The 25,300-nt window shown below is 68.6% G+C and carries 26 protein-coding genes; 13 read left to right on the plus strand and 13 right to left on the minus strand.

Features of this window, described 5'->3' with window-relative positions; translation table 11 throughout:
• Positions 1-156: 156 nt before the first annotated feature.
• Positions 157-975 carry a pyruvate, water dikinase regulatory protein gene (locus E3N86_RS16410; RefSeq protein ID WP_104194700.1) on the minus strand — a complete coding sequence of 273 codons (819 nt, stop codon included), beginning with the start codon at positions 973-975 and terminating at the stop codon, positions 157-159.
• A 157-nt stretch (positions 976-1,132) separates the two neighbouring features.
• Between E3N86_RS16410 and E3N86_RS16415 the strand changes: the two genes are divergently transcribed.
• The 10 genes from E3N86_RS16415 to E3N86_RS16455 all read left to right on the plus strand — a co-directional run bounded on the left by E3N86_RS16415 (position 1,133) and on the right by E3N86_RS16455 (position 10,240).
• Entirely contained in the window at positions 1,133-2,161 is a 1,029-nt protein-coding gene (locus tag E3N86_RS16415; protein ID WP_134419633.1) for an NYN domain-containing protein, read from the plus strand.
• Between the two features lie 185 nt (positions 2,162-2,346).
• Positions 2,347-2,502 (plus strand): hypothetical protein, encoded by a 156-nt coding sequence (locus tag E3N86_RS16960; RefSeq protein WP_166785115.1) that lies wholly within the window; start codon positions 2,347-2,349, stop codon positions 2,500-2,502.
• A gap of 71 nt (positions 2,503-2,573) precedes the next feature.
• Positions 2,574-2,813, plus strand: a complete 240-nt coding sequence (locus tag E3N86_RS16420; protein WP_134375233.1) for a hypothetical protein — start codon at positions 2,574-2,576, stop codon at positions 2,811-2,813.
• Positions 2,814-2,825: 12 nt separating this feature from the next.
• The gene (locus E3N86_RS16425) at positions 2,826-3,056 is read left to right on the plus strand and encodes a hypothetical protein (protein ID WP_134375231.1); all 231 of its coding nucleotides are present in this window, start codon (positions 2,826-2,828) and stop codon (positions 3,054-3,056) included.
• Positions 3,057-3,524: 468 nt separating this feature from the next.
• On the plus strand, positions 3,525-4,940 hold the full coding sequence (locus E3N86_RS16430) for an aminotransferase class V-fold PLP-dependent enzyme (protein WP_134512305.1): 1,416 nt from the start codon (positions 3,525-3,527) through the stop codon (positions 4,938-4,940).
• A gap of 192 nt (positions 4,941-5,132) precedes the next feature.
• A complete protein-coding gene (gene hemG / locus E3N86_RS16435) occupies positions 5,133-6,563 on the plus strand; it encodes a protoporphyrinogen oxidase (protein WP_134512306.1) in 1,431 nt (476 codons plus the stop codon).
• Positions 6,560-7,747 (plus strand): TIGR04053 family radical SAM/SPASM domain-containing protein, encoded by a 1,188-nt coding sequence (locus tag E3N86_RS16440; RefSeq protein WP_134375225.1) that lies wholly within the window; start codon positions 6,560-6,562, stop codon positions 7,745-7,747. Before hemG ends, E3N86_RS16440 begins: the two co-directional genes overlap by 4 nt.
• A gap of 22 nt (positions 7,748-7,769) precedes the next feature.
• Positions 7,770-9,056, plus strand: a complete 1,287-nt coding sequence (locus tag E3N86_RS16445) for a ferrochelatase (RefSeq protein ID WP_241980915.1) — start codon at positions 7,770-7,772, stop codon at positions 9,054-9,056.
• A gap of 13 nt (positions 9,057-9,069) precedes the next feature.
• Positions 9,070-9,717, plus strand: a complete 648-nt coding sequence (locus E3N86_RS16450; RefSeq protein ID WP_134342761.1) for a hypothetical protein — start codon at positions 9,070-9,072, stop codon at positions 9,715-9,717.
• A gap of 73 nt (positions 9,718-9,790) precedes the next feature.
• Positions 9,791-10,240: a DUF2269 family protein gene (locus E3N86_RS16455; RefSeq protein ID WP_104194695.1), complete on the plus strand. Its 450-nt coding sequence runs from the start codon at positions 9,791-9,793 to the stop codon at positions 10,238-10,240.
• A gap of 20 nt (positions 10,241-10,260) precedes the next feature.
• On the opposite strand, the gene E3N86_RS16460 is transcribed toward E3N86_RS16455, so the two are convergent.
• From E3N86_RS16460 to E3N86_RS16495, 8 genes are all read right to left on the minus strand, one after another.
• Positions 10,261-11,322: a hypothetical protein gene (locus E3N86_RS16460; RefSeq protein ID WP_134512307.1), complete on the minus strand. Its 1,062-nt coding sequence runs from the start codon at positions 11,320-11,322 to the stop codon at positions 10,261-10,263.
• Positions 11,323-12,552, minus strand: a complete 1,230-nt coding sequence (locus E3N86_RS16465; RefSeq protein WP_166785116.1) for an aminotransferase class V-fold PLP-dependent enzyme — start codon at positions 12,550-12,552, stop codon at positions 11,323-11,325.
• 107 nt (positions 12,553-12,659) lie between these two features.
• Entirely contained in the window at positions 12,660-13,622 is a 963-nt protein-coding gene (locus E3N86_RS16470) for a F510_1955 family glycosylhydrolase (RefSeq protein WP_134375217.1), read from the minus strand.
• Between the two features lie 3 nt (positions 13,623-13,625).
• Positions 13,626-14,207: a DUF305 domain-containing protein gene (locus tag E3N86_RS16475; protein WP_134512309.1), complete on the minus strand. Its 582-nt coding sequence runs from the start codon at positions 14,205-14,207 to the stop codon at positions 13,626-13,628.
• A 95-nt stretch (positions 14,208-14,302) separates the two neighbouring features.
• The gene (locus tag E3N86_RS16480) at positions 14,303-14,839 is read right to left on the minus strand and encodes a hypothetical protein (protein WP_134512310.1); all 537 of its coding nucleotides are present in this window, start codon (positions 14,837-14,839) and stop codon (positions 14,303-14,305) included.
• A 199-nt stretch (positions 14,840-15,038) separates the two neighbouring features.
• A complete protein-coding gene (locus E3N86_RS16485; RefSeq protein WP_104100589.1) occupies positions 15,039-15,314 on the minus strand; it encodes a hypothetical protein in 276 nt (91 codons plus the stop codon).
• Between the two features lie 79 nt (positions 15,315-15,393).
• Positions 15,394-15,978 carry a gluconokinase gene (locus tag E3N86_RS16490; protein ID WP_104100588.1) on the minus strand — a complete coding sequence of 195 codons (585 nt, stop codon included), beginning with the start codon at positions 15,976-15,978 and terminating at the stop codon, positions 15,394-15,396.
• Position 15,979: 1 nt separating this feature from the next.
• Positions 15,980-17,383, minus strand: a complete 1,404-nt coding sequence (locus E3N86_RS16495; RefSeq protein WP_241973082.1) for a GntP family permease — start codon at positions 17,381-17,383, stop codon at positions 15,980-15,982.
• A 211-nt stretch (positions 17,384-17,594) separates the two neighbouring features.
• Here E3N86_RS16495 and E3N86_RS16500 point away from each other — a divergent pair, with 211 nt between their 5' ends.
• Positions 17,595-18,290 carry a FadR/GntR family transcriptional regulator gene (locus E3N86_RS16500; RefSeq protein WP_158250247.1) on the plus strand — a complete coding sequence of 232 codons (696 nt, stop codon included), beginning with the start codon at positions 17,595-17,597 and terminating at the stop codon, positions 18,288-18,290.
• Positions 18,291-18,333: 43 nt separating this feature from the next.
• Here the strand turns inward: E3N86_RS16500 and E3N86_RS16505 are convergent, their stop codons facing one another.
• Positions 18,334-19,620, minus strand: coding sequence for an ATP-binding protein (locus tag E3N86_RS16505; RefSeq protein WP_104100586.1), 1,287 nt, complete (start codon positions 19,618-19,620; stop codon positions 18,334-18,336).
• A 58-nt stretch (positions 19,621-19,678) separates the two neighbouring features.
• A complete protein-coding gene (locus E3N86_RS16510) occupies positions 19,679-22,336 on the minus strand; it encodes an excinuclease ABC subunit UvrA (protein WP_166785117.1) in 2,658 nt (885 codons plus the stop codon).
• Positions 22,337-22,706: 370 nt separating this feature from the next.
• Between E3N86_RS16510 and E3N86_RS16965 the strand changes: the two genes are divergently transcribed.
• A complete protein-coding gene (locus E3N86_RS16965) occupies positions 22,707-22,874 on the plus strand; it encodes a hypothetical protein (RefSeq protein ID WP_166785118.1) in 168 nt (55 codons plus the stop codon).
• Positions 22,875-23,007: 133 nt separating this feature from the next.
• Here E3N86_RS16965 and E3N86_RS16515 read toward each other — a convergent pair whose 3' ends face one another.
• Both E3N86_RS16515 and E3N86_RS16520 read right to left on the minus strand, forming a co-directional pair.
• The gene (locus E3N86_RS16515; RefSeq protein WP_241976708.1) at positions 23,008-24,012 is read right to left on the minus strand and encodes an acyl-CoA thioesterase; all 1,005 of its coding nucleotides are present in this window, start codon (positions 24,010-24,012) and stop codon (positions 23,008-23,010) included.
• Positions 24,013-24,152: 140 nt separating this feature from the next.
• A complete protein-coding gene (locus E3N86_RS16520) occupies positions 24,153-24,635 on the minus strand; it encodes a heme-degrading domain-containing protein (RefSeq protein ID WP_134512311.1) in 483 nt (160 codons plus the stop codon).
• A 191-nt stretch (positions 24,636-24,826) separates the two neighbouring features.
• On the opposite strand from E3N86_RS16520, the gene arsD reads away from it, so the two are divergent.
• Positions 24,827-25,291 (plus strand): arsenite efflux transporter metallochaperone ArsD, encoded by a 465-nt coding sequence (arsD, locus tag E3N86_RS16525; protein WP_134512312.1) that lies wholly within the window; start codon positions 24,827-24,829, stop codon positions 25,289-25,291.
• Positions 25,292-25,300 lie beyond the last annotated feature (9 nt).

A 25,300-nucleotide genomic window follows, 5' to 3' on the forward strand; every position in this document is an offset into this window, starting at 1 on the left:
TGCTCCCTTGCAGTGTGCGACCAGAGGTGAGGCCACGAGGTGAGGAGGCTCACCTCATGGATAAGCGCCCTGTTCCCATAGTGACAGGTCTATCCGGCCTGAGCGCAATTTGTTTACTTGATTGACATGTTCACTTGTCTGCGTTTTGAATGTGAGTCAGCGCTTGAGGTTCATTTGCTGCAGAATCATGGCCGACATCTCCTCCACGGACATGCTCGCCGAGTTGAGGAACGGAATTCCGTGGGAGGCATAGAGTCGCTCCGCACTGCGCAGCTCGAACCCGCACTGCCGCAGGGACGCGTAGGGCGAACCTTCCCGGCGCTGGGTGCGCACCTGGCTCAGGCGCAGGGGATTGGTGGTGAGCCCGAAGCACTTGTCCACGAACGGTCGCAGTGGCTTGGGGAGACCCTCCCGCTCGAAGTCCTCGTCGACGAGAGGAAAGTTCGCCGCGAAGATGCCGTGCTGCAGCGCCAGGTACATCGTGGTGGGGGTCTTGCCGCAGCGCGACGGGGCCACCAGGATCAGCTGCGCCTTCTCGAGCGCTCGCAGGCTCTGGCCGTCATCGTGCTCCATCGCGTATTCGACGGCCGTCATGCGGGACTGATAGCGGGCGGCGTTGCCGAGGCCGTGGGCGCGCCCTGGTTCGTTGCTGGCCTGCGTCGCCAGGGTCTCCTCGAGCTCGCCGAGATAGGTTCCGAGCAGGTCGATCAGGGTGGCCGTGCAGGTGCCGAGGGTGCGGCGGATGTCGCTGGTCACGGCCGTGGAGAATACGATCGGCTTCTGGCCGCGCTCCACCAGAGCGTCGATCAGGTCGACCACGGCCTGGGCCTGGTCCACATTCAGGATGAACGGGATCGTCGTGCGGTCGAACTCCACGGTGGGGAACTGGGACAGGAGGGTGCTCCCGAGCGTTTCCGCCGTGATTCCGGTGCTATCCGAGAGAAAGAAAACCGGGCATGGATCGTCAGTGGCCATACCTCATTGTGTACCTCCCGGCAGGCTCGGCGCGGATCGGTGCGCGCGTACTGAGCGCCGCAGTCGATTCCGCGAGTTGCCGTCGTCGCATCGTGCGCAGCAGACTTGAGTCTGGGGTTGCGACTGATTCGTCCGCCCGGTAGCTAAGGAACCCACCATGACTGAACCGAATGATGCACGCGTCGGCCTCTACATCGACTTCGACAACATCGTCGTCTCTCGTTATCAGCAACTACACGGACGAAATGCCTTCCAGCGCGATGGCATCCGTAATTTCGACAGATCGAGCGCGGATGCCGAGCCCGAGGTTGCCGCGAAGCTGAACGCCGCGACGGTCGACTTCAACGCGATCATTGATTTCGCCGCGTCGTTCGGCACGCTGGTTGTCAATCGCGCGTACGCCGACTGGTCCGTGCCCGTGAATGCGAGCTACCAACGCCAGCTCATGTCCCGAGCGGTTGACCTCACCCAGCTATTCACCACGACCACGCGAGGAACGAAGAACGGGGCGGACATCCGTCTTGCCGTCGACGTGGTCGAAGACCTCTTCCGGCTGCCCGACCTCACCCACGTCATCATCGTCGCCGGTGACTCGGATTACATCGCCCTCGCCCAGAAGTCGAAACGTCTCGGTCGCTTCGTGGTGGGCATTGGAGTGGCCGGGTCGACCAGCACCTCCCTCGCGGCTGCGTGCGACGAATTCGAAGACTATGACTCTCTCCCCGGCATAGCGAAGGTCGCCGCCACCGCGCCCGCCCCCGTGGCGCTCGTGCAGAAGCCCCCGTCGGGCAGGAAGGCCGCAGAACCCGCGACCGTGCCGCCCAAGACGGTGCCCGTCAAAGCCCGCACTCTGACGACGATCCCGATGTTCTCGCACACCACAAGTTCGCAATTCGACGAGCCGGAGCCGGAACCGGCCGAGGACATCGACCCTCAGACAATCGCGTCGGAGCTCCTCGTGCGTGCCCTGCAGATCGGGCACGCAAAGGGCGACGATGACGAGTGGCTGAACACCGGCACGGTAAAGAACCAGATGCGCCGGATGGACCCCTCGTTCAACGAAAAACCGCTCGGCTTCCGTTCCTTCACCGACTTCCTCTCCTCGCGCAGCGAGGTGGCCGAGCTGCAGGAAGATGGCCCGCATCGGCTCATCCGTCTGCGCCCGGAGGCCAACGCCGGACGCTGAGTCGGTCCGTGCGGTCCGGCGCCGAGCAGGAGCAACGCGTGGTGTGTCAGAACCAGGTTCCGTCGAACACTGACAGCGGTGTGATCTGAGCCCGTGAGCGTTTCGACCGAGACGAAGGCTGCTTTCAAGACAACCGAATTCATCGCCTGAATGCTGATTCTCGTCGTGCGTTCATCGCTTCCGCCATGGTCGATAACGGGGACGACGGGCAGGGTTTCGGGGCCAGCTCCGCCTGGCTGTCCGCCACGCTCCTCACCATCGGTTACATGATTAGCCGCGGCCTGGCCAAATCGGGAAGCCGTGAGAACCACGACCGTGACGAGCGCGACAACCGCCGCTAACTGACTCGGTGCACGGACCGGATCTGCCCTTGACGCGGCGTCCGTACAGGAGGCCCCCTACGCTTCGCGCAATGGGCCTTCTGCTCCGTGCAGGGCGCTGGAGCGTCCCGAACAACACCCGCCGTGGCTTCGGGGCCAGGGATATCGCCGATGTCGGCGACGGTGAAGAAGAGGAGGCACGTCGTTTTCCCGTTCCGCAGCTGCCGGAAGTGGGCAGCAAGGGAACTGTGGAAAAAAACGGGGACGCAGAGGCAACAGCGAAGGACTTCGATGCCATGATGGGCGACATCGACGTGGGACTCGGACAATAATCATGGGCGAATTTGTCTACGGAAATCCCGCTGTCATCGTCGAGTTCGATGATCGGGGTCTCGCAGCTCAAGATCGTCATCCTCGCCAAGGTGCGTCGAGGGGAGAGCTTCTCTTTCTCCTGGGAGTACACGGCGGCGGCTGGCAGCGGCCACAGCTCCATCTGGATCCACCCCACCATCCCGTTGCAGTTCAACTTTCAAGGCAGCAAAGAACCTCTCCTGAACCGGGCAAGGGTGGAGTAACTCGTCCGCATCTCGAACACACCCGCCGGTCTGCGCGTCACCCCAGAGCCGCCCCAACCGGGGGAAGTGCGACTCTGATTCTCAGAGCGGTCGCGAGAGCCGATCGGCCGTGATTTGTTCAAGGAAGTTCGCAGACCGCCACGAAAAAGCCCCGGCTTCACCGCGCCTGGGGGGAGGCGAGGAATCTGCCGGGGCCGATTCGTTTGGAGTGGGGGAACTCCATTGACCACGGTACGGCGGACGGGCTGAATTTCGGCTGGACGAGCCCCCATGTCGGAACAAAACCGGCCGGTCGCCGCGGAACCGGGCATCGACCGCGTGTTCGCCGACGCAGGCCGACGGGGGCATCGCCGTCGGAGCCGGGACGGGGGTCGCGATCGCCTCCGATGGGTCATCCTCGCCAGCGACGACCCGCGCCCGGAAAACAGCGCTCTTTCGGTGGTCTCCCGGCGGGCATAAAATCTCGGCATGTCTGCTGACCCGGATGACTATCGTCAGGCCCTGGAGCGAGCGAAAGCCCATGCCCTGGACTGGCTCTCCTCCCTGCCCACCCGGCCCGTGGGGCCACGCGTCGACGCCGACACCCTCGCCGCGGGCTTCGCAGCGCCGCTGCCGCTGCAGCCGACGGACCCGGCGGAGGTGATCGACGAGCTGGCCCGGCTGGCCGAACCGGGGTTGATGGCGATGACGTCCGGCCGCTTTTTCGGCTGGGTGATCGGCGGCACGTTGCCGGCAGCCCTGGCAGCCGACTGGCTGGTCAGCGCGTGGGACCAGAACGCCGGCATGCGCTTCGCGACCCCGGCCACGGCCGCCGCCGAGGAGGCCGCCGGCGGCTGGATCCTCGATCTGCTGGGTCTGCCGGACGGCGCCGACGTGGGCTTCACCACCGGGGCCACCATGGCGAACTTCGTAGGTTTGGCGGCCGGACGCGATCGTGTGCTCGGCGGCGCCGGCTGGGACGTCGCGATCGCCGGTCTGGCCGGGGCGCCCCGCGTCGCCGTCTACGTGGGCGATGAGCGCCACGCGGTGATTGACCTGGCCCTGCGCTACCTGGGACTCGGCGCCCCCATTGTCGTCCCGGCCGACGACCAGGGCCGCATGCTCCCCGAGGCCCTGGCGGCCGCGCTCAACCAGGGCACTGGCCCCGCGATCGTCTGCCTTCAGGCCGGCAATGTGCACTCCGGCGCCTTCGACCCGGTCGGTGAACTCACCGACCTCGCCCACCAGCATGGTGCCTGGGTGCACGTCGACGGCGCCTTCGGCCTCTGGGCCGCAGTGAGCCCGCGCTACCGCGAGCAGCTGGCAGGCCTCGACACCGCCGATTCCTGGGCCACCGACGCGCACAAGACACTCCAAGTGCCCTACGACTGTGGCATGGCCATCGTGGCCAGGCCCGCCGAGCTGCGGTCCACCTTCGGGGTGCACACGAGCTACCTGTTCGCCGACGAGACCGGTCCGGGTGACCCCTACGAAAAGGTGCCCGAGCTGTCGCGCCGGGCGCGCGGTGTTCCGGTCTGGGCGGCTCTGCGCTCCCTGGGCCGATCGGGCACCGTGATGCTGGTGGAGCGGCTGGCCGATCACGCCCGGGCCATCGCCGACGGACTGGGTCGCATCACCGGCGCCGAGGTGCTCAACGACGTGGTCTTCACCCAGGTCTGCGTCAGCTTCGGCGACGACGAGCGCACCCGACGGGTGACGGAAGAACTACTCAAGGAGGGAACCGCCTGGATGTCGGGTTCGCGTTGGCAGGACCGGGATGTGCTGCGGGTCTCCGTGAGCAACTGGTCGACGGATGCGGACGACGTCGCCGCATCCGTGGCCGCCGTCGAACGGGCCTGCGCGGCGGTCGCGCGCAACCGTCCGACGGAATATGAGAAGGCGTGAATACGGCCGTGGTCCGGGCCGATTCCAGGGCTGGCCCGGGCCCGGTCCGGGCGGCGATTCGTGCTCCGATCGGCGGCCGCCACCGACGGCCCGCGAGAGGCCGCTGGAAACGACGGTCGTAGGATCGAAGTAACAAGGATTGCCACAGGTTGCCGGTTGCCCCGGATTCACCGGCAACTGGAGGTATGTCGAATGCTCGCTCAACCACGGGTCGTCATCGTCGGCGGCGGAATCAGCGGATTGGCGACAGCACACTACCTGCACCGCCGGCTTGGCGACGGGGTGCGTCTCACTCTGGTTGAGGGTGGGGCGCGGTTGGGAGGCAAGATCTCCACTGAGCAATTCGGCGGGCACCTCGTTGACGTCGGACCTGACGCGCTGATGGTGCGGGCACCCGTGGTGGCAGCCCTCATCGAGGATCTCGGGGTCAGCGACCTCGTCGTGGCCCCCGCCGGGTCCGGCGCACGCATCTGGTCGCGCGGTAAGCTGCGACGGCTCCCGGCCGGCACCCTCTTCGGCATCCCCGATCGGCTGCTGCCCCTGATGAAATCCCGACTGCTGTCGCCGCTCGGTCTTGCCCGTGCTGCCCTGGACCTCGTGAAGGCGGCCCCGGCGGGATTGCCAGACGACCCCACAATCGCCGAAATCGTTCGCCCGAGGATGGGCGGGCAGGTGTTCGATCGCCTCGTCGATCCGCTGCTCGGCGGTGTGCATGCCGGCAGGGCCGACGAGCTCAGTGCTCGGAGCACCGCGCCTGACATCGACGCTCTCGCCCGCGGCAATCGCAGCCTCTACCTCGGACTGCGGCGCCGACGCCGGAATGCCCCACCCAAGCCCGCCGGAGCAGGAGGCGCGGTCCTCGTCACCCTCCGTGGGGGACTCGCCCGGTTGATCGACGCACTGGCCGTCCACGTCGTGGGCGACGATGTGCGCCTCGGTACGGCGGTCGTCTCCGTGTCGCGCGGCACCGCCGGCTATGAGGTGAAACTGAGCGATGGCACGGTGCTCGAGGCCGACGCGGTGGTGCTCGCCACTCCCTCGTTCGCTGCGGCGGACATGGTGCGCAAGGAAGCCCCCGACCTGGCCGCCGCGCTGGCGGGTATTCCCTACGTCGATGTTGCCACGATCTGCCTGGCCTATCCGCGCTCCGCCGCCGCCCACAACCTCGTCGGCACGGGCTTCCTGGTGCCGCCGGAGGAAGGCAAACTCATTGTCGGCTGCACCTGGTCCAGCGCCAAGTGGCCGCACCTCGCCGATGACACAACCATGATCATCCGCTGCATGGTGGGCAGGCGCCGCGACCAGCGCTGGATGGACCTCGATGAGGACACCCTGGTCAGCCAGGTGCACGCCGAACTCGTCGAGGCCATGGGTCTGACCGGGCGCCCGACCGAGCAGCACATCGAGCGCTGGCTGCAGGCGATGCCGCAGTACATCGTCGGCCATCAGGGCCGGCTCGCCGCCGCGGAGGTGGCTCTGGGTCGGCTGCCGGGGCTCTACCTGACCGGTTCCGCCTACCGGGGGGTCGGGCTGGCCAGCTGCGTGGCCGATGCCGAGCGCACCGCCGACAAGCTCGCGCAGCTTCTGACCGATGCGCGTCCCGCGAGCGAGGTGCCCGCATGAGCGGGCTCAGCATCCCCCTCGGCGAGACCGCCGTGTTGCCGACCCTGCCGACCGCCCGCCGTGGAAAGGGCCCGGACTACGCGCAGCGCCCGATGCTGGTGTTCTGGGAAACCACCCGCGCCTGCCCGCTTGCCTGCAAACACTGCCGGGCCAGCGCCACGATGCAAGCCCTACCGGGCGAGCTGACCACGGCAGCGGGCAAAGACCTGATTGACCAGGTGGCCGGGTTCGGCCGGCCGTACCCGATCCTGGTGCTCACCGGCGGCGACTGCCTGATGCGCCCTGACCTGTTCGAACTCGTCGACTACGCCACCGGCCTTGGACTGCCGACGGCGCTGTCCCCGTCGGTCACGCCGAGTCTCACTCCGCAGATGATCGAACGGATCGTGGCGAGCGGGGTCAAGGCGGTGTCGATCAGCCTTGACGGCGCCGTCGCCGCGACCCATGAGGGCGTGCGCGGGATCCCGGGCCACTTCGACGACACCATGGCGGCGATCCGGGCTCTCGCCACGGCGGGGTTGACCGTCCAGGTCAACACGACCGTCATGCGCGCCAATGTCGACGAGCTCGCAGATGTCGCGGCCCTGATCAAGAACGCCGGCGCCGCTATCTGGGAGGTCTTCTTCCTCGTCCAGGTCGGCCGCGGCGTCTCGACCGAGGCCGTCAGCCCAGCGGAGCACGAAGACATCTGCCACTTCCTCTTCGACGCCTCCCAGCACGGCTTCATCGTGCGCACGGTCGAGGCACCCTTTTTCCGGCGAATCGTCGCCCGCCGACGCGCCGGTGACCCTGCACCGATGAGCGCACCGTACAACACCCTGTCCGCGAGGCTGGAAGCCCTGATGGGGCCGCCCGCGGGCCTGCCGCGGGCGCAGACCGCGTCGACCCGCGACGGCAAGGGCATCGTCTTCGTGGCCTACGACGGCGAGGTCTACCCGGCCGGGTTCCTGCCACTCGGCCTCGGGAACGTGTGCACGACCCCGCTGGCCGAGATCTATCGGGACAACCCGCTACTCAAACAGATCCGGGCCACGGAGTTCACCGGCCGCTGCGGCAGCTGTGAGTACGCGGACCTGTGCGGGGGCTCCCGAGCCCGCGCGTTCGCGTCGAGCGGCGATCCGCTGGGGGAAGACCCGGCCTGCCCGTTCCAGCCCGGCGCGGCCGGCGCCCACGTCGGTGCCTGAGTCCCAGCCAGTGGATGGCCTCGTGCCCGCGCCTTCCGCGGAGCCAGCCGGGTACGACGCCGTGGTCCTCCTCGGCTTCGGAGGCCCCGAGGGCCAGGACGACGTCATCCCGTTCCTACGGAACGTCACCCGGGGCCGCGGAGTTCCGGAGGCACGCCTCGAAACCGTGGCCGCCCACTACCGCTCCTCGGGTGGTGTGAGCCCGGTCAACGCCCAAAACCGGGCGCTCCGTGACGCGCTCCAAACCGAACTGGCCGCCCGAGACACCTTCGTGCCGGTGTACTGGGGGAACCGCAATTGGGCTCCGTACCTGCGAGACGCCGTGACTGCGGCCGTCGACGCCGGCCACACCCGATTGCTCGCGCTCACGACGAGCGCGTACAGCTCCTACTCGAGCTGCCGGCAGTACCGGGAAGACCTGGCCGAGGCGCGGTGCGCCACCGGGCTCGGCGACGCCGTGCGCATCGACGCGGTTCGCCCCTACTTCGACCATCCCGGCTTCGTCGCCCCGTTCGTGCTCGGCGTCTGCTCCGCCCTCGCCGACTTCGCGCGGCAGGGCCTGGCCCCGGACGACGTTCACGTGCTCTTCACAACCCACTCCATCCCGATGGCGGATGCCGAGCAGAGTGGCCCACGCGAGCGATCCTTCGGTGCCGGCGGGGCCTACGAGGCGCAGCACCGGGCCGTCGCGGAGGTGGTGATGGCCGCCGTTTCAGCGGCGGCGGACGACGACACAGTGGCCGACGCCACCCCGGCCTGGTCTCTGGCATTCCAGTCGCGGTCGGGTCCGCCCGAAATGCCTTGGCTCGAACCTGACGTCAACGACGTCATCGTCGTGCTCGCCGCGGCCGGCACGCGGGCCGTCGTCGTGGTGCCGATCGGATTCATCTCCGACCACATGGAGGTCTCCTGGGACCTCGACACGGAGGCGGCGGCCACTGCCGCCGCGCACGACTTGGGGTTTACCCGGGTGTCGACCCCCGGCCTGCACCCGGCGTTCGTGGCGGGGCTCGTCGACCTGTTGCTTGAGCGACTGACGCCGGCAACGACCCCGGAACGCTGCGCGCTCACCGCGCTCGGACCATGGACGGATGCGTGCCCGGTGGGATGCTGCGAAAAGGGGCCGGCCCGGAGGCCGGGGGTGGAACCCTCATCCCCAGCAGGAAATCCCGCGGCCAGGGAGGTCCTTTATCGGGGGAGGCGCACCGCTGACGCCCGCGCAACTGGCCGAACGGATGGCCGCCATCCGCGGGTGACCCCGGCCTCCCACCGATTGGGTACGCTCGGCGATAGGGCTCAAGAAGGCTAACGAAGGACCAACCGTGACCCACCCGTATCCGTTGTATGTGGCCATCCGGGCGCAGTGCTTCTGCTGCCAGTCGCTGCAGCCGTTCACGTTCACCTCGGCGACCGACCAGGTGGTCTGCGCATCCTGCCTGCACCACCTGGGGGCGGAAAAGGCCACCCGCCGGGACGCGGAGCACATCAAGCTGTGGGTCGGGCAATACGCCGACCAGCAGGAGAACCACCGGCAGTTCGCCGAGAAGTCGGCGGGGGCGGATGCCGAGCAGCAGGCGGTGATCGACGGGCTCACGGCCCAGGTGGTGGAGCTGCGCGGCGTCGTGGCCGGCGAGTCCGACCGCACGAAGAGCGCCGGGGTGCGCGCGCTCCTCGAGAGTGACCTGGTGCGGCGCGCCGAGCGGAAGACCGAGCTCGCGCACCGTCAGCTCGACTGGGCTATGGCCGTGCTCTGGCGGATCGGGCAGCTGCACCACGCCGTGGAGGGCATGCCGCTGGCCTGCGTCTGCGGGCGCGCCGCCGCGGCTTGCGCGGAAGGTCGGGCGATCGATCCGCAGCGGCAGGCCGTGCTCGACTGGGAGCGGAAGAACCTCGTGCTGCTGCGCGCCGGCTCCCGGCACGCCCTGCCCGACGACCACCCCGAGGTGCGGGCCTCGAGACGACAGCCGTGAGCGGTGCGGGCCGCCAACCCCTCAAACGTGTCGGTGCACCGGCGAGCGGACGGCGGGGGCCTACGCTGGAAAAATGGAACCCCTCAACACCCTGCACATTGTCTCCGGCGTCTTCATCGTCGGGCCCATGGCCATCCTCCCCATGACCGCCATGCGCTCCATGCGTGCCGGGGAAGCCGGCCAGGTGGCCTCACTGGCGAAGTCCACCAATCTCTTCACTCTGCTGTCGCTGCTGGTGGTGTTCCTCGGTTTCGGCGCGGTGGGCTTCAGGGACAACGCCTCCCTTGCGTCGACCTGGATCTGGCTGTCGATCGTGCTCTACGCGGTGGCCCTCGTACTCAGCCTGTTCCTGGTGGTTCCGGCCATGAAGTCGGTCTCAGAGCTCCTCGCCGAGCAGTCCGCCAGCGGTACCCGGGTCGCCGGCGCCAAGGTCGCCGGTTACTCGCGCGTGGCCATGGGCTCGGGCATCGTCTCGCTGCTCCTGGTGGTCGTGGTCGTGCTAATGGTGGTCAAGCCGGTCTAGCCGTTCACAGTCTCGCCGGGCTAGTCCAGGTCGCCCACCGAGACCAGGCCGTCGTGACGGCGGCCATCGAAGATGATCGTCGGGATCTTCACGGTGTGGATGCTCTCCTCGACCAGCCGCGTGTTCGCGGCGATGATGTCCGCGACCTCGTCGGAGGCGGCGACGGATGCCACGTCGGCGACCTGTTCCTGGCTCAGGCCGAATTCGGCCGACCAGTCCTGCAGCAGCGCGGTGGCGACAGCCGGCTCGGCGCCGTTGATCACGCTCTGCCAGGAAACGCCCTTGTCATCGACTTCCGTGTAGATCCGGCGCAGGATCTCCCAGTCGACCGGTGTGGCGGCGTCGGCGAGAGGGTTCAGCCGCAGCGCCTCGAGGTACTGGGTGACGAGCAGCGAGTTCTGGAACTTGTAGCCGTCGGCGGCGGCGATCGGGTAGGCGATGTAGGTGAGGTTCATCCGGTCGTCGAACCCGGCCTCCTCGATGTTGTTGAACAGCTGCAGGCAGTAGGTGCAGCCGGGGTCGATGACCTCGAGCGCGGTTTCCTTCTTCGCGTCGTAGACGCCCAGGTAGCTGGCGTTGGCGGGCAGGTATTCCTCGGCCTCCCAGTTCTGCATGCGGGAGGGGATCGCCGAGAACGTCTCGCCAAGGCTGGCGAAGTCGTTGCCGAAGGCGCCGATCACGTCGCCGGAGAGCAGGGACTCGCCGAAGGTGGGCGTCTGGTCGGGGATCGAGCAGGCCTCGGCGCCCAGGCTGCAGGATGCGGAATCCTGCTTGTTGCAGGTGCCGTAGACGTACAGGTTCACACCGCTCTTGACGACGACGTATGCGCTCCAGACGGTGGTGAGCACCACGAGCAGCGCGACCGCCTCGAGGGCGACAGATGCCGGGCCGACGAGCTTCGGACGGCGCACCGCCAGCGGCGCGAGCAGGTGGTCCTTGATGTCCTGCTTGAAGGTGGTGTCGCAGGGGCGGAACGTGACACGGCGGAGGGTGCAGTTCCACGCCCTGCCTAGGTAGCGGCGGTATCGTGCCGACACGGCCCCCATGAGAACGAGAACGATGAATGCGGCAATGCAGAACACTTAGGAGAGGCCTTTCATCAGGCGCGCGAGGGCCTGTGCGGCCTGATCGACATCGGCCGTGGTTGAGTGCAGTCCGAGCGAGAAGCGCAGCAGCGGCGGCAGCCCGAGCTGGTCTTTCAGGTAGTGGTGGGCGCAGAAGTAGCCGCTGCGCACCATGATGTGGGACTGGGAGAGGAACACTGCGAGCCGGTGCGAATCCTGTTTCGGGGCGTAGACGCTGATCACCGGGCTGGCCGCGGTGTTGACCAGAGTGAGGCCGGGGATGTCGCCGAGACCCTCGAAGAGACGCTGCGAGAGACCCTGAAGGTGCTCGGCCGCGGGCCGGCCGCCGGGGCGCACCTGTCCCAGCCACTCGATCGCACGGCGCAGGGCGATGATCTCGCCCCAGGCCTGCAGCCCGGGTTCGAGCAGGGCGCCCGGGTCGTTGGCGAGAAGGTCGTAGGAGTCTTCGCGGACATCCGCCACCATGCCGCCGCCCACGAAGGTGAGCTCGAGGGAACTGAGCAGCTCGTGGGTTGCGACGACCACGCCGAGGCTGGCGCCGTACATCTTGTGGGCGGAGAAGCAGAGCGCGTCGGCCTCGGTTTTGGCCAGCAGGGTGCGTTCGTGCGCCATGGCCTGGGCGGCGTCGAGAATGACGATGCCGCCGCGGGCGTGGGTGTCGCGCACCAGGTCGGTGAGGTTGGTAAGCAGACGTCCGTCGATGTTGGAGGCCACGTTGACGACCACGATCGCGCGTTCGAGCTGGGCCGGCCGGTAGACCAGGGCGCCGTCGGGGGTGCGGTCGAGCACCAGGCGGGGCACCCCCAGTCGGGTCGCCGCCGTCATGGTGGGCAGGAAGACCGAATTGTGCTCGATGTGGCTCGTGACCATCTGCCCGAACCGGCCCTGCGGCAGCTGTTGCAGCAGCAGGTTCAGCCCGAAGGTCGTGTTGAGGGTGAAGGAGACCGCGTGACCCCGGCCGGAGAGGCCGAGCAGCTCGAGCACGGCCCGGCGGGCGTCCTGCACCTCCCGGTCGACGCGGGTGCCCCAGGCGTACTTCACGCGCCCGCCGCAGGCGTTGTACTCCGTGTAGTACTCGGTCAGGGCGTCGAGGACCGGCTGCGGCCGGAGGCTCTGACAGGCGGAGTCGAGGTAGACCGCGCCGGGTTCGAGGTAAGCGAAATCGGCGAGACGGCCGGTTTCGACCGCAACCGGTGGCGTGCGCCGGAACAACCCAGTGTGCTTCATGGCCTTCAATTCTTTCCGGCTCATTCTAGGCGAGCAGCGGGTTCTGCCCGGCGCGGCTGGGAACCGGCTGGGAGCGTGGTGGTCATAGCTTCATCCGTCGCACCGGGCTAGGCCTGGGCCGCAACGAGCACGGTCCAGGTGAGACCGAAGTCGTCGCTCGCGACGACCCCGCGTCGGTCGGCGGCGAGGAGCCAGGGCACGCTCCCGCCGACGAAGCCGAAGGCCTCCGGGCTGCCGTCGGTCTGTCCTCCGCGGGTCCAGGTTCCGCTTCCGGCCTCCTCGTGCCAGAGCACGCCCTCCGGGTCGATGCCGACGACACCCCCGCCGGCCGCGGCATCCTGAACGTCGATCAGGTACAGCATCGGTGCGCCGGGGACCAGCGCGAACGTGCGCCCGGCATCCTTGCTCACGGCGAGGCCGTTCTCGGTGGTCGCGAAGACCCGGTTGGGGGTCGCCGGGTCGGCGGCGAGGTCGCGCAGCGCCACCGCGGCTCCGGGCGACCAGGTGGCCCCATCGTCGTCGCTGATGCTGACCCTGCCGGCGGCGGCGTCGTAGCCGTAGACGCGCAAGGCTCCCGGCGGCAGGGTCACCGCGTCGAGGTCGTGGAAGTCGGTCTTGCCGGCGAGAGAGACGTTCGACCACGTGGCTGCCGCATCCACGCTGCTGATCAGTCCCACGTTGGGGCCCACCAACGTGGACTCGTCGGAGCCCGGATGCCCGGAGGCCAGCAGCAGGCCCGGCGCGGCCACCGTGAAGCCCATGGCGTCGAAGGCCGGGCCATCGCTCGGGGTGGGCTGGGTGAGCCCGGCCTCCGGCGCGCCGGCCAGGTAGCTGTCGGGCAGCAGGTCGGTCGGGATCTGCCACACGCCCTGGTGCGTGCCGGCGTAGGTCTTGCCGGTGGACGGGTCGGCGCCGAGGCCGTGAATGTGTTCAAAAGCCGCCGTGGTGGGGGCAGACGTGCCGGTTGGCGGAGCAGCCGGAGTGGGCGCGCAACCGGCCAGCGCGGCCGCGAGGCCGACGGTGATCAGGGCGGCGCCGCCGAAGCGGAGGGTTCTGCTGGACGTCGTCATGGGTCAGTACGCGGCGAGGAGGTCGGTCATGACGGCGATTTCGGCGGATTGCGACGCGACGATGGTGGCCGAGAGGGTCTGGGCGTCGGCGTTGCTGCCCTCGTCGATGTGCGTCTGCGCCATGGCGATTGCGCCCTCGTGGTGCGCGATCATCAGCTTGAGGAACACCCGGTCGGCGTCTGCGCCCGAGGCGTTGCCGAGCGTCATCATGTCGGCCTCGCTCATCATGCCGTCGGTGCCGTGGTTCATGTCGGACATGCCGCCCGTTTCGGCGCCCCAATCGGTCAGCTGGGTGATCTCGGGCTCCTGCGCGGCCTTGATCTTGGTCGCCAGGGCGACGACGCGCGGGTCGGTGCCGTGCTTGGCGAGGAAGTCGTCGCTCATCGCGACGGCCTGCTCGTGGTGGGGGATCATCATCTGGGCGAAGTCGACATCCGCGGCGTTGGCGTTGGCGGACGCGGTGGCGGTGGGTCCGTCGGCGGCCGGGGCGTCGGCGGCCGGGGTCGGGTCGCCGCAGGCGGTAAGGGTGAGCGCCGTGGTGAGCGCGGCGGCGGCGATCAGCGAGGTGCGGATGGTGCGGAGCATTGGTGTTCCATTCGTTGACAAAAGGGCGAGAAACCGGGGGCCGGGGTGCGGCCGGGCCGCGCAGGCCGGTGGGGTGCGCTGGCGAGGGTTTCGGCCTAAATGCGGCTGATGGAGAGCAGGGTGAGGCGGGGCCGATGCAGGTGCAGCGGAATCTCCCAAAAGGAGCCGACGATGAAGCTGCCGGCCTCGAGCAGGCGACGGCAGGCCGACGGGCGCCGTGCCAGCAGAATCAGGCCGACCAGCACAAGCAGCAGGGAACACGTCATCGAGAGGGTGGCCAGACCGGACATCGCGTGGGTGTCGGCGCTGCCGAGTGCGCCGGCGGACAGGGCGACCACGGTCGCGGTCGCGGGCGCGATGCGCTCGAGCAGCGGGCCGGTGAGGGATGCGGTGAGGGATGCCGGGAGGGATGCAGCGAGGGATGCAGCGAGAGGCGCGGCGGATGATGCGGTGTGCCCGGCCGCGGAGTGTGCGTCGGCGGTCATCGCAGTGGTCATGGTTGTTGACGCTGTTGTTGATGAGGGAGCGGGAGCGGTCGGGGCCGAGGACAGGCCGCCCGGTCCGTGCGCCGGCCCGTGTCCGGTTCCGGCCGTGTGCGCCGCGAGCAGGCAGAGCAGCAGCGCGGCCATCATGAGCAGGGCGGAGTGGAAGACCCGGCGTCCACCACGGAGCGAGATCGCAGCGCGTGTGTGCAGCTTGCCGCCTCCGTCCGAACTGTGGTCTGGGCTTCCGTCGGCCTGTCGCTCACCGTGGATGCCCCCTCAGGGTATACCGGGCGGATCGGCGTCAGCTGGGAGCAGCCTCGGTCCGGGGCGACACCCGGGCCGGGGCTCACCCCCAGTCGAGCGCGAGCACCCACGACCCGTCGGTGTCGCGGCGCAGGTCGTAGCGGTGTTGTTCCTCGTCGCCGCGCGAGGCATCGAGGCGCCAGAGCTCGGTGTCGATGCGGGACGGCACGCCGCCGGCATTCTCCCACCAGCGGGTGCGGGTGAAGATCGCCTGCGGCTGGCCGATGACGGTGTGTTCGAACCGGTTCCAGATGAACGCCCGCGGGTCGCCGTCGACGGACAGCTCCACGTCGACGACTGCGTCAATGATCTGAGGCATGCGTGGCTCCCTTGATTTTCTCGAACATCTATTCGATTCTGTGAGTGTAGTTCATGCCGCCGACACTCGCCAGACCCGATCAGGAAATCGCTCGCGACCCCGGCACCGAGGACTTGCCCGGTTCTCGCGCGCCCAGGCTCGACGAGCCGGACCGGGGCGTGAGCCCGAGCCGCCGCACGATCTCGGCGGCCTCCTCGGCCGGAGCGCGGCCGGCGTCGATGGAGATCGCGCGCTCGTCGGCGTCAGGCGCCTCGAGTGTGGCCACCTGCGAATCGAGCAGGGAGGTCGGCATGTAGTGGTCGAGGCGCGTCGCAAGCCGGCGCCCGATCAGGTCCGTCGACCCGGTCAGGTGCACAAAGATCACGTTGTGCTCGCGCAGCACGTCGCGGTAACGGCGCTTGAGCGCCGAGCAGGTGATGATTCCCGGCGCCCCCGCCATGGTGTGCTCGATGATCCACGAGGAGACCGTGTCGAGCCAGGGCGCGCGGTCCTCGTCGTTCAAAGGCCGACCGGCAGACATCTTGTCGATGTTCGCCTGGGGATGCAGGTCGTCGCCCTCCTCGAGATCCCAGCCCAGCTGGCCGGCGAGGAGCCCCGCCACGGTGGACTTACCGGATCCGGAGATGCCCATGATCACGAGCACGGGCTGCTGAGTCTCGAACATGCTAGATCACGATATTCAGCAGGAGGACGCCGGCAAGGCCGACCACGGAGATCAGACATTCCATCACGGTCCAGGTCTTCAGATTCTGCCCGACGGTCGTGCCGAGATACTCCTTGACGAGCCAGAATCCGGCATCGTTGACGTGGGAGAGGAAGAGCGAACCGGCGCCGATGGCGAGAACCATCAGCGAGACATCCGTGCTGCCCAGGCTGGCCGCGACGGGGGCGAGGATGCCGGCGGCCGTCACGGTGGCGACGGTGGCCGACCCGGTAGCGACGCGGATCAGGGCGGCGACGAACCACGCCAGCACGAGCACCGAGACGCTGCTGCCGGCCACGGCGTCGGCGATGACGGTGCCGATGCCGGTGTCGATGAGCACCTGCTTGAACCCGCCGCCCGCACCCACGATGAGCAGGATGCCCGCGATCGGCGGGAGGGAGTCGGAGAGGGACCTGGCGACCCCGGCGCGGTCCATGCCGCCACCGCGACCGAAGACGATCATCGCGTAGATCACAGCGATGCCGAGGGCGATCATCGGCGTGCCGAGGAAGTCGAGCGTGGCGTTGAGAGGCGAGGTGGATCCCGGGTCGATCGCGTCGGCGATCGATCGGGCGAGCATCAGCACGACGGGGAGCAGGATGCCCGAGATGGTGATCAGGAAGCTCGGGCGCCGCATGTTCTCGCCCAGACCCTGATCCTCGTTGGTGAGGAACAGGGCCGGCACAGGCACGGAGACCCAGCGGCTCGCGAACCGGCTGAAGATCGGGCCGGCGATGATGACGGTCGGAATGGCGATGAGCACGCCGATCGCGAGAGTGAGCCCGAGGTTCGCATCGAGAGTGGTCACGGCCACGAGCGGACCGGGGTGCGGCGGCACCAGGCCGTGCATGACGGACAGGCCGGCGAGGGCCGGGATGGCGATGCGGATGAGCGAGAGCCCGCTGCGGCGGGCCACCAGGATGATCACCGGGATGAGCAGCACGAGGCCGACTTCGAAGAACATCGGCAGGCCGATCAGCCCGCCGATCAGGGCCATCGTCCACGGCAGGGTGCGGGCGCTCGAGCGCGTCACCAGCGAGTCGACGATGCGGTCGGCTCCGCCGGAGTCGGCCAGCAGCTTGCCGAACATGGCGCCGAAGCCGACCAGGATGCCGACGCCGGCCATGGTGGCGCCGAAGCCGGCGCTGAAGCTCGTGACGGCGGCGGCGGGAGCGAGGCCGGCCCCGACGCCGACGCCCACGGCGCCGATCGAGAGGGCGAGGAACGGATGCACCTTGAGCCAGGTGATGAGCAGGATGATCACCGCGACGCCGACGAGGGCGGCGAGGATGAGCTGGAGGTCGCTGCCGGCCGGTTCAATCGGAACCACCGGAGCCGCGTAGGGAAGAATCATCTGAATTTCCATTCCGAGGCTGCTTCACTGCGACCTCATCGTCTAATAATCTGATTAATCAGATATTTGAGTGTGGCACACGAATCGCGACTCCGGGACCAACGCCGGTACGATCACGATGGGCGACGTAGCGACGACGCGCGCGGCCAGTCCGCAGGGAGAAGCTGAGATGAACCGTGGGGCGGGCGCAGGAGTGTGGCGTGAGCGAGGGCTTCATGCGCGGGTGGTGAACTCGCTGGGCCAACAGATCGTCGACGGCGGATACCTGACCGGCGACATCCTGAACCTGGACGTGATCAGCGAGGAATTCGCGGTTTCTCGCTCCGTGCTGCGCGAGGCACTGCGGGTGCTGCAGTCGCTGGGTATGGTCGAGCCGCGGCAGCGGGTGGGCACCCAGGTGCTGCCTCGCACCTCCTGGGACCTGATGCACCCGCAGATCATCTACTGGCGCGGACGCGGCACCGACTATCTCACCCAGATGCGCGAGATGCTCGAACTGCGCCTCGGCATCGAGCCTGTGGCCGCCCGACTGAGCGCGCGCCTGATGACCGCCGAGCAGCTGGACGCGGTGCGGGCGGCAGCCGAGGGCATGGTCGCGGCTGACCTTGCCGGCGACGGTCGCGGGTTCCTCGAGGCCGACATCGAGTTCCACTCCCTGATCCTGATCGCCTCCGGCAACAGCGTGATGGGGCACTTCGCCGGCACGGTCGCGGCGCTCCTCCGCACGCGCGAGGAGGAGAAGCGCTTCACCATCACCGAGTACACGCCGCCGTCGGCCCACCGGCACAACCAGCTGGCCGAGGCGCTGTTCGCGCGCGACGAGGATGCCGCGTACCGCTGGTCGTATGCCACGATCGAAGCCACCCTGACCGAGTTCATCCAGGAATCGGGCCGCGCCGAACGGGGCCTCGGGGCCTGAGGTTGCCGGCCTGGCGCGGTGTCCGTTGCCCGGCACCTCGTGCTCAGAGCCGGGCGAGCCGCTCGATGTCCTCCAGGAATTCGCTGGCGACCTGGGCCGACACGGTCGTGCGGGTCGACCGGATCGCGACCAGGTAGTCCTCGGTGCCCGGGCCGCCGGGCGTCGACTCGTCCTCCCCCTCGAACAGTGCGCGTTCCAGCGCCTGCTGAGAGGCGCGCCGGGCGGCGTACTCGATGTCGGCTGGTGAGAACCCGTCGCTTGCGGTGACGAGCGCGCTCAGGTCGACCGTGCTTTTCCTGCCCTCGGGGATGTAGCGCTCCCAGATGGCCTGGCGGGCGGCGACATCCGGAAGCCCGATCGGGATGACGTAGTCGAAGCGTCCGTGCCGGAGAAAGGCGGAATCGAGGGCGCGGATGAAGTTCGTGGCGCAGACCAGGAGCCGGCCGGGCTGCTCGCGGAAGGCGGGAATGATCTTCAGCAGCTCATTGGTGACGCCCTGCAGCGCCGAGGGTGGCTCGCCGCCGCGTTGCGCCGCGATCTCCTCGACCTCGTCGATGAACACGACCGCGTGCTCCAGCTCGGAGATCTTCAGGAAGGTCTCCCGAAGCGCACCGGCAAGGCCCTTGGGGTCAGCCGCGAGCCGCGAGGGGAAGACCTCGACAAAGGGCCATTCCAGCCGCGACGCGATGGCCTTTGCGAAGGTGGTCTTGCCCGTTCCGGGAGGCCCGAAGAGCACGACCGCCTTCGGTGGCACGACGCCGTACTGTTCGGCCATGTCGGGTTTGGCCAGCGGCATAACGAGCCTTCGTTCGAGCAGCTCCTTTTCGGCGCGCATGCCGCCGACGCCCTCCCAGAGATCGCGCGGCAGGATGCGCCCGCCCAGTTCGCTGAGCGATCGCAGCTCCTCGCGCTGCACCGGGATGTGGCGCTCGAAGTAGCGCAGGTGCTGCTTGACCTCGAAGCCCCGCTTCACGAAGGCGTCGACGCGCGTGGCCGATTCGGGCATCAGCGCGGACAGCTTGGTCAACGCGTGCCGGGACATCTTCTTCTCGAGGGCGGCCAGCAGGGCCGTGCCGATGCCGCGGCCCTGGTAACGCTGCGCGGTGGCGAGGAAGACGACCCAGCCCTGGGCGTGGGCGGCGCGGCCCACGGCGGCCCCGACGACCTCGTCGCCGGCAAGGGCGACCACGGCGTCATCCTTCTGGCAGGAGGCCAGCACCTCGGACAGGCCGTAGACGGGCTCCGTCTTGGCGGCCGTGATCTCTTCCCAGAGGCGAAGGATGCCGTCGAGGTCGTCCGAGTGAAAGTCGCGGATCCGCCAACCAGTCATGAGTGCTCCTTCGCGCCGACACGTACGCCTCCCAATCTATGGCACTTGCGTCGCCGAACTAGCGATCAGCCAAGCGGCGGGCAAGGTAAGGCGCGGTGCGGCTGTGCGGGTGCCGCGCGACGGCATCCGGGGTTCCGGTCGCCACGATCTGGCCGCCCGCATCTCCGCCGGCCGGTCCCAGGTCGATCACCCAGTCGGCGGCGGCCACCACATCGAGGTTGTGCTCGACGACGATCACCGTATTGCCGGCGTCGACGAGGCGGCCCAGCTGGGCCAGGAGAAGGCGGACATCCGCGGGGTGCAGTCCGGTGGTCGGCTCGTCGAGGAGGTACATCGTGTGGCCGCGGCGGGCGCGCTGCAGTTCGGTGGCGAGCTTGATGCGTTGGGCCTCGCCGCCGGAGAGCTCGGTGGCCGGCTGGCCGAGACGCAGGTAGCCGAGCCCGACCTCCCGCAGGGTGGCGAGGCTGCGGGCAGCGGCCGGCACGTCGGCGAGGAAGCCGGCGGCCTCCTCGACGCTCAGGCCGAGCACGTCGGCGATGGACTTGCCCTGATAGGTCACCTGAAGGGTCTCCGGGTTGTAGCGCGAGCCAAGGCAGGTCGGGCAGGGCGTGTAGCTGCCGGGCAAGAAGAGCAGCCCGACGCTCACCGAGCCCTCTCCGAGACAGGTCTCGCAGCGGCCGCCGGGCACGTTGAAGGAAAACCGCCCGGCGCCGTAGCCGCGCTTCCGGGCCTCGTCCGTGGCCGCGAAGGTCGCGCGCACCGCGTCGAAGAGCCCGGTGTAGGTGGCCAGGTTGGAGCGCGGAGTGCGCCCGATCGGCTTCTGGTCCACGCGCACCAGGCGGTCCACGGCCTCCAGGCCGGTGATCCGGTCGACCCGCGCCCGCGGCTCGGGGTCGCCGCGTTCGCCGTCGTTGCCGTCGTCGTCGACGGCGCCTGCGGCTGCCGTCGGATCAGAGGCGACGGCGACGTCGGACTCCGGATGCAGCGCGAGCCGCACGGCATCCGCCAGAACCTGGCTGACCAGGGTGGATTTGCCCGAACCGGACACGCCGGTCACCGCGGTCAGCACACCGAGCGGGAAGCCGGCGTCGACGCCTCGGAGGTTGTGCCGGGTGACACCGTGCAGGCCCAGCCAGCGTTCTGGTGTGCGCAGCGCCGCGGGCTGGGGCGCGTCGGGCTGGAGCGTGGCTGGCGCGGCCGGCTCCGGCGCGGCCGGGAACAGGAACTGCCGGGTAACCGACTCCGACACATCGGCCAAACCTGCGATGGGTCCGCTGTAAAGCACGACGCCGCCGCCGGCCCCGGCCAGCGGGCCCACGTCGACGACCCAGTCGGCGCGGCGCACGATGTCCATGTTGTGCTCGACGACGAAGACCGAGTTGCCGGATGCCTTCAGCTGCTCCAGCACGAGCAGCAGCGGTTCGGCGTCGGCCGGGTGCAGCCCGGCCGACGGTTCGTCGAGCACGTAGATCACGCCGAACAGGCCCGAGCGCAGCTGGGTGGCGATGCGCAGGCGCTGCATCTCGCCGGGGGAGAGGGTGGGCGTCGCGCGCCCGAGGCTCAGGTAGCCGAGGCCCAGTTCGAGCAGCACCTCGATGCGGGCGAGCAGGTCCCGGGTGAGGGTCACGGCGGCCTCCGTGGGCTCCGCGGCGTGCGGCCTCGCGGTGTGCGGCTCCGCGGAACCAGGCGCGGCGGTGCGCTCGGCGCCGCTCGCCCGGAGCGTCGGGCGAAGCAGCTCGGCGAGCACGGTCAGCGGCAGCAGGTTGAGCTGGGCGATCGACCGGCCGGCCACCGTGACCGCCAGGGCCGCGGGCGTGAGACCGCTGCCGTCGCACAGCGGACACGGGCCGGATTCGACGAACCGCAGCGCGCGCTCCCGCTGACTCTGGCTCTTGGAGTCGGCCAGGGTGTGCAGCACGTAACTCTTCGCGCTCCAGAATCGGCCCTGGTACGGCTTGGCGATGCGGTCGCGCTGCGGTGTGACCTCCACCACGGGCTGTTCCTCAGTGAACAGGATCCAGTCCCGCGCAGAGCGCGGCAGGTCCTGCCAGGCGGTGTCCACGTCGTAGCCAAGGGTGATCAGGATGTCCCGCAGGTTCTTGCCCTGCCAGGCGCCCGGCCAGGCCGCGATGGCGCCGTCACGGATGCTCAGGGCAGGGTCGGGCACGAGGGTTGCCTCGGTCACGGTGTGCGCCGTGCCGAGGCCGTGGCACTGCGGGCAGGCGCCGGCCACGGTGTTGGGGGAGAAGGAGTCGGACTCGAGGCGTGGGGCAGCCGCCGGGTACATGCCGGCCCGGGAATACAGCATGCGCAGCGAGTTGGACAGGGTGGTCAGGGTGCCCACGCTCGAGCGGGAGCTGGGCGCACCTCGGCGCTGCTGCAGGGCCACGGCCGGCGGCAGCCCCATGATTTCGTCAACCTGCGGGGTGTGGCCCTGCTGGATCAGCCGACGCGCGTAGGGCGCGACGGACTCCAGAAACCGGCGCTGGGCCTCCGCGAAGATGGTGCCGAACGCCAGCGACGACTTTCCGGAGCCGGAGACCCCGGTGAAGGCGACGATGGCGTCCCGGGGAACGTCGACATCAACGTTCCGGAGGTTGTTCTCCCGAGCCCCGCGCACCTGCACGAAGCCCGCGAATGGCGCGTTCCCTAGTGCGGTCGACGGAGCGTTCCGGGTCGAGGCGGCGGTGTCGGCGTCAGGGCGAGGCGGTTGCATCCGCCGACTCTAGCCCGAACGTCTGGGCGGATGCCGGGCTAGAGACAGTGGACCTGAGAGGCGACGCGGTATACTGGTGAATTGCGATCCCGTCCGCTGATGGTGGTGGGCCGGTCTTCATCTCGATGCTCAACCGTGACAGATCCCGATGTTCTACCGTGACAATCTCGATCGCTCTTCTATTGAACCAGGCTCAGCGGCGTGCCGTTCAAACCACGTTTGAGACTGAGAGAACCATTGGCTGATACATCCGGATCCACCGCTACCCACTACGTTTCCCTGCTGCGTTGGGCGTCCCTGAAGAGAGCGTTCCTGTCCCGCCAGTCCCCGCCGAGCGCCGCCCCAATCGGCGAGCGTCGCTGAGTACCCCATGGCCGACCGCTCCACTCCCACCGGTTCCGACCAGCAGGTACCTGCCAACCAGGTCTCGATGCCCCGCTGGGCCGAACTCAAGCGCGCTTACGTCGCGCGGCTCTCGAAAAGCGAGCGCGCCGCACTGGCCGCAGCCGCCGAGCATGCGAACGACCCCCCGGAGTGACCCGTCGGTTCCCCTGAGCCGGTGTAGAACCAATTCGACGGAGATTTTGGCGTGAAAGCGCTCTTTCGCAGGATTTAGGTCCGATTCGCGCAAAATCTCCGTCGAATTCGTTCGGGCCGTAAGGGCGCGCCGGTCACGGCAGGCGCAGGTGGTCAACGGGCATCATGACCAGCGGCGCGCGCAATTCCATCAGGTCCCGGGCGTGCTGGTCGAGCCGCTTGTCCTCCGGGGTGATCAGCGTCAGTGGTTCTACCGGCTCGGCGTGCCCGTTCGCGCCGAGTGCGACGAAAATGCTCATGCACTGCGTCGTGAGGTGCAAATCGTGGGGCGTGCGTGGACTGCCCGAGCGCACCCGGATGCTGATGTGCATGCTGCGCTTGCCTGTGTGGATGAGCCGGGCATCCACTTCGACGATGTGCCCGATGTGGATCGGCCGGTAGAAGTGGATGCCGCCCGAGTAGACGGCAACGGCCGCTACGGAGCTCCAGGCCGCCGCCGTAGCGAAGGCGGCCTCATCGATCCAGCGCATCACGGTTCCGCCGTGGGCGTTGCCGCCCCAGTTCGCGTCGGCGGGGTCGGCCAAAAACCGGAACACCGTGCCTGGCGTGGTGCTGTCATCGGTATATTCCTGTGAGCGCATGACAGTCTGGATGCGCTTGCGCGGCTCGAGCCGGGCCGTCGCGTTCTCTTGCAGCTCCCGGTCGACGTCGGAGTGGGGCACCCACAAGGGAACTTCCTGCGGCTTCCCGGCATCGTCGACGGCGACGAAGACGAGGATGCAGTGGGTCGCCGGACTGTATTCGCGGGCGCGGACATCCGTGGTCTCGACCGTGACAAGCACGTGCATGCTCGTGCGTCCGGTGTGGATGATGCGGGCGTGCACCTCGACCAGGTTGCCGGGCTTTATCGGCCGGGTGAAGTGCACATTGCCGACGTAGGCGGTGACCGTGTCGGATGCGCTCCAGCCCACCGCACAGGCGTAAGCGGCCTTGTCAATCCACTCGAGCACGCTGCCAGCGGCCACGGTCGCGCCCGAAGCGGCGACGTCGGCGGGAACGGCCATGAACCGCAGGGTGATGCGATCGTCGGGCATGCCCGCGTCGAATTGCGACATCGAACGGACAGGTGCGGCGGTCACGGATACTCCAACGAAAGCAGGTCAGGGGCTTCGGTCCAGACTTTCACATCCGGGCAGGCTGCGGGACAGGGCTGCGGGACAGGGCCGCGGGACGGGGCAGCCGGGGCAGGGGAGTCGGGTGCGGGCCAGACCGTTGCCGGTCAGCCGTGGGTGCGGCGGTATTCCTCGAGCGCCTCGACGACAAGGTCGTGGTCATCGCGCTGGGCCAGCCCGGAGACGCCGACGACGCCGATGAGCGAGCCCCGTACGCGCAGGGGGAAGGCGCCGCCGTGCGCGGCGTGTGTGTTCGGGTCGAGGTTCGAGTCGGTGCTGAAGTCGCGGGAGTTCGCTCGGAAGCGCATGCCCACGGCGTAGGAGGAGTTGGCGAAGCGCCGCACCACCCGGAACTTGTTCTCGAGCCAGGCGTCATTGTCGGCGCAGGCACCGGGCAGGGCGGCATGGAAGACGCGCTGGTCGCCGAACATGATCGACACCGCGATCGGATGCCGCCGGGCGTTTCCGAGTTCCACGAGCCGCGACCCGACGGCCCAGGCGTCGCCCACGTCGAAGGAGTCGAACTGAATGACACGTTCCTGCTCGAAGAGCAGCGGGAGAAGGTCTGCGGCGTCGTGCGCGTCGGTCATCGCATGCCTTTCGGGTTGAATGATGAACAGGGCAGAGGCGCCCGCAGTCAGTCTTCCACTCCCGCGCTCGCAACGGGAGCCAGTGCTAACGCAAACGAGTCGCCAAATATCGATAAGCGTCGATATACTGGGAGGACCGTCATCACGGACAAGTCGTCCCCTCTGGATGCCGGTCTAGGAGATGGTCACCCATGGCACACATCGAGATTTTCGAACCGGGACTGTGCTGCGGCACAGGCATCTGCGGAGTCGACGTCGACCAGGCGCTGGTCACCTTCTCCGCGGACCTCGATTTCACCCGCGCGAACGGCGGCGACATTGCCCGATTCAACCTGGCCCAGGAGCCCCTCGCCTTCGTGCAGAACGAGGTGGCCCGCCAGTTCCTGCACACCGTCGGCCAGGAGGGCCTGCCCGTCACGCTCGTAGGGGGAGCCACCGTGCTCACCGGCCGCTACCCGACCCGCGCCGAGCTCGCGAGCTGGACCGACGTGGCGGCTGTCGACACCGGCGCGGCCAGTCACCGTGCGGCCGTGCAGCCGGAGGGAACGGTGCGGCTGCTAGCCATGGCCGGGTCCGGTAGCGCCACAGCCACCGAGATCACTGAAAATACCGCGGGCGCCGATGCCGGCTGCTGCGGCAACGGCGGCTGCTGCTAGGGCCGATCA

Origin of the sequence: Cryobacterium sp. Hz7, assembly GCF_004402815.1 — a bacterium.
Classification (GTDB): Bacteria; Actinomycetota; Actinomycetes; order Actinomycetales; family Microbacteriaceae; genus Cryobacterium; species Cryobacterium sandaracinum.

Bases quoted from the DNA above. Each gene is read 5' to 3' on its own strand.
- E3N86_RS16440 (WP_134375225.1), top strand. From the start codon at position 6,560: ATGAGCGGGCTCAGCATCCCCCTCGGCGAGACCGCCGTGTTGCCGACC.
- E3N86_RS16455 (WP_104194695.1), top strand. From the start codon at position 9,791: ATGGAACCCCTCAACACCCTGCACATTGTCTCCGGCGTCTTCATCGTC.
- arsD (WP_134512312.1), top strand. From the start codon at position 24,827: ATGGCACACATCGAGATTTTCGAACCGGGACTGTGCTGCGGCACAGGC.
- E3N86_RS16475 (WP_134512309.1), bottom strand. From the start codon at position 14,207: ATGCTCCGCACCATCCGCACCTCGCTGATCGCCGCCGCCGCGCTCACC.
- E3N86_RS16485 (WP_104100589.1), bottom strand. From the start codon at position 15,314: ATGCCTCAGATCATTGACGCAGTCGTCGACGTGGAGCTGTCCGTCGAC.
- E3N86_RS16480 (WP_134512310.1), bottom strand. From the start codon at position 14,839: ATGATGGCCGCGCTGCTGCTCTGCCTGCTCGCGGCGCACACGGCCGGA.
- E3N86_RS16415 (WP_134419633.1), top strand. From the start codon at position 1,133: ATGACTGAACCGAATGATGCACGCGTCGGCCTCTACATCGACTTCGAC.
- E3N86_RS16420 (WP_134375233.1), top strand. From the start codon at position 2,574: ATGGGCCTTCTGCTCCGTGCAGGGCGCTGGAGCGTCCCGAACAACACC.
- E3N86_RS16430 (WP_134512305.1), top strand. From the start codon at position 3,525: ATGTCTGCTGACCCGGATGACTATCGTCAGGCCCTGGAGCGAGCGAAA.
- E3N86_RS16965 (WP_166785118.1), top strand. From the start codon at position 22,707: ATGGCCGACCGCTCCACTCCCACCGGTTCCGACCAGCAGGTACCTGCC.
- E3N86_RS16510 (WP_166785117.1), bottom strand. From the start codon at position 22,336: ATGCAACCGCCTCGCCCTGACGCCGACACCGCCGCCTCGACCCGGAAC.
- E3N86_RS16520 (WP_134512311.1), bottom strand. From the start codon at position 24,635: ATGACCGACGCGCACGACGCCGCAGACCTTCTCCCGCTGCTCTTCGAG.
- E3N86_RS16465 (WP_166785116.1), bottom strand. From the start codon at position 12,552: ATGAAGCACACTGGGTTGTTCCGGCGCACGCCACCGGTTGCGGTCGAA.
- hemG (WP_134512306.1), top strand. From the start codon at position 5,133: ATGCTCGCTCAACCACGGGTCGTCATCGTCGGCGGCGGAATCAGCGGA.
- E3N86_RS16470 (WP_134375217.1), bottom strand. From the start codon at position 13,622: ATGACGACGTCCAGCAGAACCCTCCGCTTCGGCGGCGCCGCCCTGATC.
- E3N86_RS16960 (WP_166785115.1), top strand. From the start codon at position 2,347: ATGGTCGATAACGGGGACGACGGGCAGGGTTTCGGGGCCAGCTCCGCC.
- E3N86_RS16410 (WP_104194700.1), bottom strand. From the start codon at position 975: ATGGCCACTGACGATCCATGCCCGGTTTTCTTTCTCTCGGATAGCACC.
- E3N86_RS16505 (WP_104100586.1), bottom strand. From the start codon at position 19,620: ATGACTGGTTGGCGGATCCGCGACTTTCACTCGGACGACCTCGACGGC.
- E3N86_RS16495 (WP_241973082.1), bottom strand. From the start codon at position 17,383: ATGGAAATTCAGATGATTCTTCCCTACGCGGCTCCGGTGGTTCCGATT.
- E3N86_RS16490 (WP_104100588.1), bottom strand. From the start codon at position 15,978: ATGTTCGAGACTCAGCAGCCCGTGCTCGTGATCATGGGCATCTCCGGA.